Source organism: Streptomyces sp. NPDC107471, assembly GCF_055582845.1.
Window position 1 is genome coordinate 99,114 of sequence record NZ_JBVJPC010000002.1, and the last position, 12,241, is coordinate 111,354.

Annotated in this window: 11 protein-coding genes; 5 read left to right on the forward strand and 6 right to left on the reverse strand. The window is 63.0% G+C overall.

Annotation, left to right across the window (positions count from 1 at the left end):
* Nucleotides 1–5: 5 nt before the first annotated feature.
* The 3 genes from ACZ66S_RS05320 to ACZ66S_RS05330 are packed head-to-tail and all read right to left on the reverse strand — an operon-like array spanning nt 6 to nt 2,386.
* Complete coding sequence (locus ACZ66S_RS05320; RefSeq protein WP_469899815.1) at nt 6–635, reverse strand: DUF2637 domain-containing protein; 630 nt, start codon at nt 633–635, stop codon at nt 6–8.
* A gap of 3 nt (nt 636–638) precedes the next feature.
* Nucleotides 639–2,024: an FtsK/SpoIIIE domain-containing protein gene (locus ACZ66S_RS05325; protein ID WP_469899817.1), complete on the reverse strand. Its 1,386-nt coding sequence runs from the start codon at nt 2,022–2,024 to the stop codon at nt 639–641.
* Nucleotides 2,025–2,029: 5 nt separating this feature from the next.
* Nucleotides 2,030–2,386 carry an SCO3933 family regulatory protein gene (locus ACZ66S_RS05330; protein WP_469899819.1) on the reverse strand — a complete coding sequence of 119 codons (357 nt, stop codon included), beginning with the start codon at nt 2,384–2,386 and terminating at the stop codon, nt 2,030–2,032.
* Nucleotides 2,387–2,553: 167 nt separating this feature from the next.
* On the opposite strand from ACZ66S_RS05330, the gene ACZ66S_RS05335 reads away from it, so the two are divergent.
* Nucleotides 2,554–2,964, forward strand: coding sequence for a hypothetical protein (locus tag ACZ66S_RS05335; protein ID WP_469899820.1), 411 nt, complete (start codon nt 2,554–2,556; stop codon nt 2,962–2,964).
* Between the two features lie 42 nt (nt 2,965–3,006).
* Here the strand turns inward: ACZ66S_RS05335 and ACZ66S_RS05340 are convergent, their stop codons facing one another.
* The 3 genes from ACZ66S_RS05340 to ACZ66S_RS05350 form a co-directional block, all read right to left on the reverse strand.
* On the reverse strand, nt 3,007–3,735 hold the full coding sequence (locus ACZ66S_RS05340) for a GntR family transcriptional regulator (RefSeq protein WP_469899821.1): 729 nt from the start codon (nt 3,733–3,735) through the stop codon (nt 3,007–3,009).
* Nucleotides 3,736–3,824: 89 nt separating this feature from the next.
* The gene (locus ACZ66S_RS05345; RefSeq protein WP_125192321.1) at nt 3,825–4,262 is read right to left on the reverse strand and encodes an ATP-binding protein; all 438 of its coding nucleotides are present in this window, start codon (nt 4,260–4,262) and stop codon (nt 3,825–3,827) included.
* A 277-nt stretch (nt 4,263–4,539) separates the two neighbouring features.
* Nucleotides 4,540–5,280 (reverse strand): GntR family transcriptional regulator, encoded by a 741-nt coding sequence (locus ACZ66S_RS05350; RefSeq protein ID WP_469899822.1) that lies wholly within the window; start codon nt 5,278–5,280, stop codon nt 4,540–4,542.
* An 81-nt stretch (nt 5,281–5,361) separates the two neighbouring features.
* Between ACZ66S_RS05350 and ACZ66S_RS05355 the strand changes: the two genes are divergently transcribed.
* From ACZ66S_RS05355 to ACZ66S_RS05370, 4 genes are all read left to right on the forward strand, one after another.
* Nucleotides 5,362–6,459, forward strand: coding sequence for a DUF1152 domain-containing protein (locus tag ACZ66S_RS05355; RefSeq protein WP_469899823.1), 1,098 nt, complete (start codon nt 5,362–5,364; stop codon nt 6,457–6,459).
* Between the two features lie 637 nt (nt 6,460–7,096).
* Nucleotides 7,097–9,262, forward strand: coding sequence for a sensor histidine kinase (locus ACZ66S_RS05360; protein ID WP_469900851.1), 2,166 nt, complete (start codon nt 7,097–7,099; stop codon nt 9,260–9,262).
* Nucleotides 9,259–10,545, forward strand: coding sequence for a response regulator (locus tag ACZ66S_RS05365; RefSeq protein WP_469899824.1), 1,287 nt, complete (start codon nt 9,259–9,261; stop codon nt 10,543–10,545). Before ACZ66S_RS05360 ends, ACZ66S_RS05365 begins: the two co-directional genes overlap by 4 nt.
* 215 nt (nt 10,546–10,760) lie before the next feature.
* Nucleotides 10,761–12,197: an ATP-binding protein gene (locus ACZ66S_RS05370; RefSeq protein ID WP_469899825.1), complete on the forward strand. Its 1,437-nt coding sequence runs from the start codon at nt 10,761–10,763 to the stop codon at nt 12,195–12,197.
* The last annotated feature ends 44 nt before the right edge of the window (nt 12,198–12,241 follow it).

Here is a 12,241-nt window from a genome sequence, read left to right on the forward strand (position 1 = left end):
CGAGGTCAGGCGAGTTGGGCTGCGATGGCTTCGGCGAGCGGGAGCGGGACGCCGAGGCGGGTGCGCAGGGTTGGGGTGTCGATGTCCGATCCGGTCCGGGTGCGGTGGTCGTCGGCGACCTTGCGGGCGAGGGCGACGAGGGCAGGTGGGAGGGGAGCAGCGGCGAGTGGTGTGGCCGGTTGTGGGTCGGCGACGGGCAGTTCGGGGGCAGTTGGCGTGAGGCGGGGCGCGGGTGTCTCGTCCTGCTCCGGTACCGGTGCCTGGTCGCGGTCCGGGGTGCCGTGCGCGAGGAGTGTTCCGCCGAGGAAGGCGACCGCGGGCCATCCGGCGACGAGGATGCGCAGCCAGGCCGGGACGTGTCCGAGGTCGAGCAGGCCGGCGGTGGCGACGTTCGCACCGAGTGACGCGGCCAGAGCGACGATGAACCAGCACCAGCCAGCGGCCTTCGCTATACCGGAGCGCAGCCGCCGCCATGCCGCGACGAGGAGCAGGTCAACGCTGATCGGATAGGCCCACGCCTTCCAACCGTCCTGCCCGGCAGCCGCGGCGAGGTCGTGCAGGTGGGCGAAGGAGAGCGCCGCGGCGATGGCCGCCTGGATCAGGATGGGGTCCAGGCGGATGCCGGAGGTGCGCATTGATCAGTCCCCCTGTGCGTCGGAGGCGAGGCGCGCGGTAGGTACCGGTTCCGGGCGGTCGAGGGCGACAGGCGGGACGTACGGCCGGAACGGCGTGAGCGCCGGAACGTCCGGGGCGAGGTGGGCCGTCTCGCGGCAGGTGGCCGCAGCAGCGGCGAGGGACAGGTACGGAGTGCGGATGCGGGACCAGCCGCCGGAGGTGTCACCGGCCACAGCCAGGCCCGGCAGCTCGGCGGCGATGGCGCAGGAGGCATCGACAGCTTCCGGAGCGATGTCCCCCAAAGCCATCTTGGCCGACGCTTCGTCGTTGACGCGGTGGCAGACGCGGCCGGTGAGCTGGGCCCGGAGCATGGTCGCGCCCTTGCCCAGCTCGGCACCGAAGCGCTGCCCGCACACCTCCAGGTAGATGCCGGCCGCCCGGCCCAACTGAGCGAGGCGGATGAGGTGGGTGACCATCTCGTCCCGGCGTTCCTCGTCCTTGCGGGTCGCGACGAGGAAGAGTTCGGCCACCTCGTCGATGAACAGCACGATGGGGGTGGGCCGTTCGCTGTCGGGCAGGCCCCAGATGTCCGAGGTGATCTCCTCGTCGCGGGTGCCGGGAGCGATGCCCTGCCGGGCCTTGATGAGGTCGTATCGGTCCTCCATTTCCTTGACCAGGACGGGCAGCAGCTCGGCCGCCTCGTCCGGGTCGGTGGCCAGCGCGGTGAACCGGGAGGCGAACGGAGCCAGTTCGACGCCCCGCTTGCAGTCGACGCCGACCAGGGCGACGGGTTGCCGCGCGAGCCCGGCAATGAGGTTCCGCAGGTACATGGACTTGCCCGACAGCGTCGCGCCGAGGACGAGTCCATGCGGCACAGCGCGGTAGTCCCGTAAGAACGCGGTCGCGTCCTCCCTCAAGGCCACCGGCACTCTGAGGAATCCGCCCTCAGTCCGCCGCGGCATGCGCACCTTGCGCAGGACGTCGAAGCCGATGAGGCACAGTTCGACGACACCGGGCTTGACGTCCTTCACATACACGCCGTGCACGCCCCAGGCGTGGCGCAGCCGTTCCGCCGAGGCGGCGACGTCGGCCGGTTCCTGGCCGGGAGCGAGGCGAAGCCGGACGCGCAGGCCAGTCGTAGTGGGCCGGATGATGCCCCGCCGAGGCGGGACCGGCCGGATCTCCCGACGGCTGGTCGCCCTGATGGCCAGCACCCGCAACCGGGATGGCTCGACGGTCAGACCGCAGGCGTCCATGGTCGAGGAGTACGAGGCCAGCAGCCGAGCCACCGAGACCGGCAGCCCGACCGTGGACCAGTACGCCGCCGGGTTGGCGTGCCGGACGTATATCGCGCCGCCCATCGCAGCGAGAGGTACGCCCAGCTCGGCCAACGAGATCAGGTCCGCCACGACGATCAGCCCGCCTGAGCGACCGGGACCGGGAAGGCACCCGGCGTGATCGCGGTAGCGCGGTAGGCGATGCCATGCCGCTGCTGGCCGTTGAACACGCTCTCCCACGGCCGGGCGATGAGCCCCGGCAGGGAGACGGGAGCGCCGACGGTCAGACCCTCCGTCACACCGCTTTCGGGAACGGTGACCTGGATGAGCGACGAGTCCCCCTCGTCGATGAAGACGACGCCGACGGCCATCAGCGCCTCACCGCTCACGGCGTCCTTGGCGATCTCACCGGTCTGCCGATCACGCACCTTCGGCGCCGGCGCTTCGGTGAGCAGGATCGTCGCGGTCGAGGCGTCAACGCGGATCACACGCACAGAGAGTTCTCCTTCTGAGATGGATCAACCCGCCACCTGACAGGTTGACTTAGCAAGTTCGAAGTTAGGGATGCCAAGTTGACTTGTCAAGTGGCTTACCGTTCGTCAACGAGCGGACGCGGTAACGCAAGCGCACCATGAAATCAGCCACACGGAGGAGGGCGGACATGGGCAGAGAACACCGTGCTCAGGAGCCGCAATCGTGGGATCCACGCGAGCCGCAGACACCCGCACGGCCACCGGATGGCTGGGCAGCACCGCCACAAGGTCCCCCGGCGGGCAGTCCGCACGATGGCGGAACACCACCGCAGCCTAAGAAGCGGCGCCGCTTCTTCCTCTGGATCTTTCTCGCCATCCAGGTTCTGTTTTTGATCTGGGTGATCACAGGCGCCGCGAGCGGCAGCGGCACTCCCGAAGACTGCCGAGGGCTAACCGGCGACAACCTGAAGCTATGCGAGGACGCCGACGACGTCGGAACCACAATCGGCGTGGGACTCATCATCGGACTGTGGGCGGCAGTCGACGTCATCCTCGGCTTTACCTATGTCGTGTACCGACTCGCCACACGACGTGCGTGAGCTTCAGCCGTCCCAGCCAAGCCGCAGTGGGCGCCCCCAGGTTCAGCCGAGTCGGTACGTGTCTTCGAGTTCCTGCCGGTCAGCCGGGAGGAGCACGTCAGAGACTTGCAGCGCCTGACCTGAGGCGTCGCACGCGACGACTAGGACGCTGAGGACGGGCACACCGTCCGGCAGCTCCAGGAGATCGGCCTCAGCACGCTCGGGCAGTCTGGCCGACACCCGTTCCGTCACGTGATCGAAGCGAACCTTTTTTCGCGTCTCAAGGTGCTCACGGGTACCGCCGATCAGGAGTTCAGCACTCTGCAACTCGGTGCCGTGAACCAGGCTGGCGGGGAAGTAGGACGAGACGAGTTCGACGGGCTCACCTTCCTGCACAACCAGGAAGCGGCGCATGAGGACCTTGGCTCGCTTAGGCAGGCCGAGCGCTGAAGCAACGCGCGCGGGAACCGGTACCTGATCGACAGCAATCAGGCGTCCTGAACTCTGCGATTCATCGCGCTCCAGCACTTCCCGCCCGCGGCGGTCCCCCTGTTCGACACCGGCCGGCCGACCGCGCACGATCGTTCCGTATCCCTGCCTGGACTCCAGCCAGCCATCTCGCTTCAGCAGCTCAAGGGCGCGCACGACCGTCGGCCGGGACATACCGAAGGCCTGCACCAGCTGATTTTCGCTGGGCACCTTCGAGCCCGGAGGGTACGTCCCATCCTCGATGCGACCCTGGATCGTCTGGGCGAGGCGTACGTACTTGGGTGCCTCCACTTCATACGCCATGAACGCCGCCCGTCGGGATTGGCCAAGTCAACTGGTCAACCAGACTAGCGATAAATCCGATGGCGCAGTACCGGGTGCCCGCTCCCGCCTCAGGAAGGCCAGGCATCGGCCATCACGAAGGAGACGACCGTTCCGCCGAAACGACTGGGCCCACAGCGCCAGGAGTCGGCAATCGAATCGACGAGGAGCAATCCGCGTCCGTGCGCGTCGGCGGCGTCCGGTCGCCGTAGCCGAACCCTCGCCGGGAAGCCGGCGTTGTGTACCTCAACCTTGAGCGAGGTGCCTTCCCGGAACCACTCCACTCGCACTCGCCAGACCTCGTCCGACTGGCCGTAACGGATGGCGTTGGTGACCAGTTCCGAGATCATCAGCACGCAGTCGTCGACCGAGCAGGCCGGGTTGTACGGTGCGATGAACTTGCGGAACCAGCGCCGGGACAGAGCCGCGGACTCCGCTACGGGGTACAAGGTCATCGCCCCGAGTCGCGGTGAGTCCTCAGAGGGATAGCGGTCGATCATGTAGGCCATCCGTGCTCACTCCTTGCCGCTACCGTCGCAGTCGAGGCAGCGCCGTTTCGATGCGGCACGGGCACGGTCGTTGACGGCGGAGAGCGCCAGGGCGGAGCGCGAGCTGACCCGCTTCCGACCCCGACCACGGCATGCCCGGCAAACTAAGTGCCCGCCCTGCACCGACTCCTGACTCGTCACTACCGCACCCCCTTCTCCAAGTGGCCTTAGCCACTGAATGGATAGTGGCATTAGCCACTTGGAGGATGCAAGCCGTTCGCTGAAATGGCGCGATTCATCAGGTGAGGGGGTAGCCCTGCTCGAACGCCCAGCGCTGCGGTGGGTAGGTGGCCTCGGCGAACTCCAACGGCCGGTCCTGCAGGTCGAGGACGACGTGGTGCACGACCAAGACCGGTGATCCGGACTCGAGTCGCAGGTCCGCCGACTCCTCTTCGGTCGCCTGCCGGGCACACATGCGGTCCTCGGCGTAACTCCCCTGCCGTCCGGTCGCGTTCTCGACGTACATCAGCGTGCCCTCTTGGATCCGTTCCGGGTCCAGCAGCTTGGGCGCTCGCTGCCCGACGTCAGGCGCGAACCACGATGTGGAGAGCGTGATGGGGCCGTCCTGGTTGTTGGTCACGCGCCGGCGGTGTACTGCCCGACGATCCTTCCCCAGCCCCAGCGCCTCAGCGACGTAGTCAGGAGCATCCAGCCACCCGGCCGACGTGATGACCGCGTACTCACCAGGCGTGTAGATCTTCCCGGTCTGCCGTGCCCGCCCGTACAACTCCCGTGCACGTCGGTTCACTTCAAGACTGCGCACATACGTGCCCGACCCCTGCCGCTTCTCGACGAGCCCCTGGTGGCTCAGTGCTTCCAGGGACCGCGCCGCCGTCGGCCTGGACACCTTCCAGTTGGCCGCAAGCTGCCGTTCCGAGGGGACCTCGTCCCCTGGCCTCAGGTCGCCCCGAAGGATCTGATCGCGGATGTAGTGAGCGATCTGGAGATACTTCGGCTGCGCCTCTTCGATCTGAGGCATGTCCCCTCCTCGTCCAAGTGGCTATGACCTCTAGCCACTATAGGGTCGGTGGCCAGACCCCGAACCCGTAATGTTGAGCACATGACGCGGTTGATCGTCGCAGCAGGAGGAGGGGGCGACGCAGTCGCCGCCGCAGTGCTTGACGCCGTCTTGTACGGCGACGACGGCCAAGCGGTGATCCTCACGTATGCGTGGGACCGCCTGTTGGTCGACCCGGTGCCGGGCCCCCGCGCCCCCTCCGACTTCACCGGCCTACGGCAGCTCACCAAGACCGTGTGGTCAGTGCCAGCCGCGGCCCACCCGATCGCCCCGGCAGGATCCACCCTGCCCCGGCTCGCCGCGGAGCTCCCCCACACCTTCGCCATGATCGACCCGCACCATGGCGCCGAAGGCGTAGCGCGCCAACTCGAAGAGCTAATAGCCCTCTTGGCGCCGACCTCAGTCGATCTCCTGGACGTGGGGGGAGACATCCTCGCGCGAGGCGACGAACCGACCCTCAAAAGCCCTCTTGGGGACGCTCTGACCCTGGCCGCCTGCTGTCAGGTGAACGCTCCCGTGCGGCTCCTGGTGGCCGGCCCCGGCCTGGACGGCGAACTCCCGGCCGACGACGTACGCAGCATGCTCGGAACTCTGGTGCACACGTTCGCTCCGAAGGACACGGAGCCGGTGAGCGACGTTCTCGAGTGGCATCCGTCCGAGGCCACGGGAATGCTAGCTGCGGCAGCGAGAGGGGCGAGGGGCGTGTGCGAGGTACGCGACGCAGGACTCCTCATCCCACTCACAGATGACAGCCCGACAGTGCACGAAGTCGACATGGACGACGCTCTGCACCGCAACGAGCTGGCCCGCGCCGTCCTGTCGACCACCAGCTTGGTCGAGGCCGAGTCCCGCAGCCGAGAGATCTGCGGGTACTCGGAGATCGACTACGAACGCAACAAGGCGGCCTGGCTCAAGGAGCAGCCAGCGGTGAAGCTCGATCCGGACACCGTGCTCTCGGAGCTCGATGCGTTCGAGGACGAGGCCCGAAGCCGCGGAGTCACCCACACGACCTTCCGCCATCTGACAGAGGTCCTGAACCTCAGCGGCACCCAGCGGGACGATCTACGCCAGCTACTCATCAGCAGCCGACCGGAGCGATACTGTGCGCCGCTTTGGAGCGTCCCAGCCGCGACTGAGTAACAACCTTCTTCACGGGTTCAAGGCGGCTCGCTCCGCTCCCCGCGCGCGGCCCGGCCCCCGGCCGGGCCTGCACTCCTGTCTCCGCCCCGCTCCAGCCCGGCCAGCGCCCGTGCCGCGCTCAAAGCATGTAACCGCCTGATGCCAGAGAAGGGGTACGTCGTGGCTGGGGCGGTCGGCTCCACGGCTTTACGGAGCCACTTTGGCGCGAGCCTCGAAGATCATGGCCCCAACGTCGTGCTTTACCGGGCAGGTCCACAGACTGCCCGACGCGCCGGAAGCTTACGGGGCCATGATCACTCGCGCCAAAGCAGCGCCACCCCAAAGCCGCTCCACCGACCTGGACCATGGCGGCACGTGGAGGCTTCCCGCTCCATCAGCAATTGCGGCTCTGAGCGATCCCATGGATCATCTGACACAGCCCACTGCGACGAACAAGTCGACTATTGCGTCCCAAACACGGCAATCTGCGCAAGAGGCTCACAACGACAGCCGTTGCGAGTGCCGCCACAGCAGCCACAACCTGATCAACATGCCCTCCCGCAAGTGCGGGAGCCGCTAAACTTTCCCATCTGCAAGGGGAGGTTGCGTGAAGGAAACTGACAGCGGGTCACAGGCCTTCCGTCCACGGGCGCGATTGATGCTGACCCTAGGGTCCGAGCTGATCAGCAGTCCGACAGTGGCGCTCGCTGAGCTCGTGAAGAACAGCTACGACGCAGACGCCAGCTATGTCCTGATCAAGTTCGAAGAGACGGACGGACCTGAGCCCCCCTCAATCACCGTTCTCGATGATGGTACGGGAATGAGCTTGGACGCTGTCTCGCGGACATGGCTCGAGCCAGCTACCCCTAATCGGCGCCGCTCCCGAAAAAGTCCAAGCGGGCGACGGGTTTTGGGGGAAAAGGGCGTTGGACGCTTCGCTGCCGCCAAATTGGGCCGATTCCTGACGATTGTTAGTCGCCACCAAGGAAGCGCCAGCGAAGTGGAGCTTTCTTTGGACTGGAGCGACTTCCAAGACGAAGACGCCTACTTGGACGAAATTAAAGTTCCCGTAGAATCACGGCCAGCACATTATTTCGATCCTCAAGGTGCAGCAACACGGCTTTGGACCTCTACCCTTGCAGAGCTTCCAACTAGCCACGTTTCCGATCAGTCCGGCCTGCCGAAGCCAAAAAGCGGGCATGGAACACTCGTAAGGATTACAGGACTCCATAGCGATTGGACCGCCGAAGAAGTAAAGGAAGCACAGCGGTCACTCACGCGGCTTATTTCTCCCTTCGCCGACAGAGCGCGACACGGAACGGCTTCCGACTTCCGTATCATGCTTGACCTCCCGGCAAGACTATCTGAATTTTCGGGGCTCGTTGGGCCTCCCGAGGAACTTGGATCACCGCATTACCAGCTTGAGGCAAAAGTAAATCGATCAGGACATGCCCAAGTCAAACTTCGGCTTCGCGGAGAGCAAAAATCCGTGAATTTCGATACCCGACTCCCTTCAGGCAAAGAGACGTGCGGCCCGTTCGAACTTCACCTAAGAGTCTGGGATAGAGATCGCCTTTCACTTGAGTCGGGAGGGGGGGCAGCAAACTACAAGGAGATCCGGGAAGTACTTGACGCAGCATCCGGAATCTCTGTTTATCGAGATGGATTTCGAGTTCTCCCATACGGCGAGCCTGGCGATGACTGGTTGGCCTTGGACCGCCGGAGGATTAACTCGCCCAGCCGAAGACTGTCAAATAATCAAATTGTCGGCCAACTTATCATTAGCCGCGATGACAATCCTGACCTTGTGGACCAAACCAACAGAGAGGGACTGGTGTCCGGCCCAGCCCTTTCTGACCTACAGTTCAAGGTTAGGCAACTGATCACCGAGCTTGAGAGCCGTCGAAACGCCCTCCGACCTCGAAAGAAGTCACGAGAGCCGATCGGTCGTCTATTCGAACGAAATGAACTGTCCGAGATCAAAGAGGTTTTGGCCTCAAGAAGTGATGACTCATTGCTGCGTCTGGTCCAAGACGCCGAGGAAAAGATTGAAGCTCGGGACACTGAAATCCGAGAGGTCCTAGCGCGCTATCAGCGACTCGCGACGCTTGGACAATTGATTGACCAAGTGGTGCATGAAGTTGGGCAACCAGTCTCTGCCTGCCGGAAAGCGGCCCTAGCAGGTATCGAAGTAATCGAGGATTGGTTCAATCCTCCTTTTTCAGATGGCAAGCCTAGTCTAGATGAGACCCTAGAAGGTACTCGCAAGAAGTTTGAGATGATCCGTCAACAGGCGGGCGCAATTAATGATGTACTACATCGCTTCACTCCATTCGGCGGCAGGAGGCGGGGCAGGCCTCATACTATTGTTCTAGAAAAGGCTATCGCGGATGCCGCGCATATCCTCGAAGGTGACATCAGAAAGGCCAAAGTCGATGTCTCCCTCCCAAAGAGCGAGACGCCTGTAAAAGTTGACAACACGGAGATCCAAGAAGTCGTGATCAACCTGCTATCAAATAGCATCTACTGGGTGTCACGGATGCCTGCTGGGGACCCACGAAAGATCGAGATCGCGCTTCAAAGAATTTCGGAGAACGAACTCTCGCTCATCTTCTCGGATTCGGGCCCCGGCGTGCCCCCTGAGATCCGTGCTCAAATCTTCGACCCGTACTTCTCCAACCGCGATGGCGGTATGGGACTTGGCTTGACGATCGCCGGGGAGATTGTTTCAGATTATTACGGTGGAGAACTAGAACTCGAACCATCAGGGCCGCTTGGTGGTGCGACTTTCCGTGCAACTCTACGCCGAAGGGTGGGGAAGTGAAGACCTGGAACATTCTTGCAGTCGACGACGACGAGACCTCGGTTTCCTCGATTAAAGACCTTCTGGAACGACGGGCAGTTTCCAGTCAGGGGGATCGATGCCGAGTCGAAACGACGACGAGCTTCACTTCGGCACTCAACATCCTGGAGCATGAACAATATGACCTGCTAATTCTCGATATCCGTGATCAAGGAATGGCCGCCAGCCAGGGTCTCCCGCCTGATGGAAACGCAGTAACAGCCGCTGATCGGGGATTGGACGCTTATGAAGCAATCAAGCAAAAGCGATTCGTTCCGGTTGTCTTTCATACGGCGCTCCCAGACCTCGCAGCCGACTTGCATTCGCCCCCCTTCACGTCGGTTGTATCAAAACTGGACGAAGATGAGGCCAAGATAAGAAAAGCTGTCATGGAAGCATTTGACTCTGGCCTCCCGGAGCTAAACAGAGCACTCAGCTCGCATGTCGAATCACTACATCGACAATTCATGTCTGAGTTCGTTCGCAAACATTGGTCTACGTTTGGCGGAAGACAAAACCAGGGAGATCTGGCTCATTTGCTGGTACGCCGACTAGCAATGTCCTTGACCGAAGGCGCACCAGCGCTGGCTCCGTACTTGGACGCCTTTGATTATCATGGAACCGACAACTCCAAGATACACCCTATGAGAATGTACATAGTCCCTCCGGTCGGCTCTTGGACCACAGGCGATATACTTGAATACTCAGCAGATTCAAAGCCTCAACTGGCAGCAGACGAGGATGAAGACCGAGGTGACGTTCAGGGTACAGAAGTACAGGAAACGGCAACTCACTATTGGGTAATGCTGACACCAGCTTGCGATCTAGTGGAGGAACGTCGAAAGGCCGAATTTGTTGTAATGGCCCGATGCCTGCCGCTTGAAGATACGCCAGAATATCGCAAGTGGAGCTCACAAACTAGCAGTACTGGAGGAGCCACAACGGGCGCAGTCAGCTCGATGGAGAAACTGATCGGCAACAACCGGGGTGGCCAGCGCGAACGTTTCTACTTTCTTCCGGCAGCTTGGGATACGCCCAATCTAGTCGTGGACTTCCAGCAGATCATTCATGTCGAATATGAGAAGATTCTCGAATCTCGCCGTTTGGCAACACTCGACTCCCCATACTCTCAATCGCTAATCTCTCAATTCACGCGCTACCTCGGAAGAATGGGCACCCCCGATCTATCGATAACAACTGTCATGCAGCGTCTGCAATCTTCACTGGCTAGTGACGGCTCAGAAGATCTAGAGCCGACTGGCTGAGATTGCACAAACGGGCTAGATATTGCCCGGCTTCTCCACGGTAACGCCGGCGAACGCAAACGAAGAGAGGGAGCGTAGATGAAAATGCGGAACTGTGCGCACGCAGGTTCAGCCTTGATCTCGCGGCCCGCGGTTCTCTTCGTGCAGGTTGAAAGACGCTGTTTACAGGACAGGGACTAATGGGGTATGACCTCGCTCCACCCGAGCCCGCCGGCATGGTGGCTTCTCTCAGTTCGCTCGGCTACTCCCTGCCAGATGCCCTCGCGGACCTGGTCGACAACAGCGTCTCGGCTGGTGCGCGCACGATCGACGTCGAGTTCACATGGAATGGCGCCGACTCCTGGATCGCGGTCATTGACGATGGCGATGGCATGTCCGAGGGTGCCTTGGTCACGGCAATGACTGTGGCCGCCCGCGGTCCCGCGACCGACAGGTCGACCACGGACCTCGGAAGGTACGGTGTGGGCCTAAAGTCCGCCTCGTTCTCCCAGTGCCGACTGCTGACCGTTTGCACGGCGAAGATTGACGGAAGCTGGTGTACCCGCACGTGGGACTTGGACGTGGTGGAGCGGACTGGCGAGTGGCGACTGCTGCATGAGCCCCCCTCTGGGACCGGGGCACTCCTCGATCGCCTAACCGAGGGCTTGAATCACGGAACAGTGGTGCTGTGGCAACGGCTTTCCGGCTACCGCGGTGTGGCCGTCGACGACCAGAAGACCCAGCAGCAGTTCTATGACGAGTCGGAGAAGGTCGGTGCCCACCTTGGCCTGGTGTATGCCCGGTTCTTGACCGGCTCGTCACCGCTGGCACTGAGAGTTGTCGGCGTAGTGGTGCCGCCGTGGGACCCGTTCCTGTCAATCCACCCGTCGGTGCGACGACTTCCCGTTGAGCAACTCCCACTCGACGGGCACACCGTTACGGTGCGGCCCTTCGTGTTGCCCGGACCGCAACGCCTTTCGGGCTTGGAGGCCGAACGGGCCGGCGGTCCGAGAGGCTGGTTGCGGCAGCAGGGGTTCTACGTATATCGGCGGGACCGGCTGATCCTGTCCGGCAGCTGGCTGGGTCTGCGAGGACTGCGACGCGAGGAGCGGTACAACCTGGCACGCGTCGCCGTGGACATTCCCGCGGAGACAGACGCCCATTGGCAGGTCGATGTGCGAAAGGCGGTGGTGGTGCCGCCGGTGGCGCTGCGCCGACACCTGACGCGGATCGCTGGGCTTGTACGCGCCTCGGCTTCCGAGGCGGTACGGACCCGCGGCCAGATCGCGGCCCGACAGCACGGAGGGAACCTGGCGTTCGCGTGGAACGTGCGTCGTTCTGACGGGAAGATCAGCTGCCGCGTGAACCGGAACCATCCACTCGTGAAGGGCGTGCTTCAAGAAGGGGGCGGTGAGCCTGCCCGCGTACGCGCCTTGCTGCGTCTGCTGGAGGAGACGGTTCCGGTGTCGGCGCTGCGGGTGCTGCACGAGGCGGACACGGCAGACGACCCAGAGCCGTTCGGCGGACCTGGAGAGGCCGACGATCACGCCAGTGAGGTGGCTCATCAGATGTTCGACGTCTTGGTCTCCCAGGGGAGGTCTCCGGAAGAGGCGCGGAAGGTGATCAGCACGACACAACCGTTCGATCAGCTAATCGGCTTCTGGAATAATTGAATTTTCATCAGAAGTTTTACTTATAACGGTTTTTGCTTCTTGAC

Excerpts from the sequence above, each read along its gene's own strand:
- ACZ66S_RS05370 (WP_469899825.1), top strand. The coding sequence starts at position 10,761 with ATGGTGGCTTCTCTCAGTTCGCTCGGCTACTCCCTGCCAGATGCCCTC.
- ACZ66S_RS05355 (WP_469899823.1), top strand. The coding sequence starts at position 5,362 with ATGACGCGGTTGATCGTCGCAGCAGGAGGAGGGGGCGACGCAGTCGCC.
- ACZ66S_RS05335 (WP_469899820.1), top strand. The coding sequence starts at position 2,554 with ATGGGCAGAGAACACCGTGCTCAGGAGCCGCAATCGTGGGATCCACGC.
- ACZ66S_RS05360 (WP_469900851.1), top strand. The coding sequence starts at position 7,097 with ATGCTGACCCTAGGGTCCGAGCTGATCAGCAGTCCGACAGTGGCGCTC.
- ACZ66S_RS05345 (WP_125192321.1), bottom strand. The coding sequence starts at position 4,262 with ATGGCCTACATGATCGACCGCTATCCCTCTGAGGACTCACCGCGACTC.
- ACZ66S_RS05340 (WP_469899821.1), bottom strand. The coding sequence starts at position 3,735 with ATGGCGTATGAAGTGGAGGCACCCAAGTACGTACGCCTCGCCCAGACG.
- ACZ66S_RS05320 (WP_469899815.1), bottom strand. The coding sequence starts at position 635 with ATGCGCACCTCCGGCATCCGCCTGGACCCCATCCTGATCCAGGCGGCC.
- ACZ66S_RS05350 (WP_469899822.1), bottom strand. The coding sequence starts at position 5,280 with ATGCCTCAGATCGAAGAGGCGCAGCCGAAGTATCTCCAGATCGCTCAC.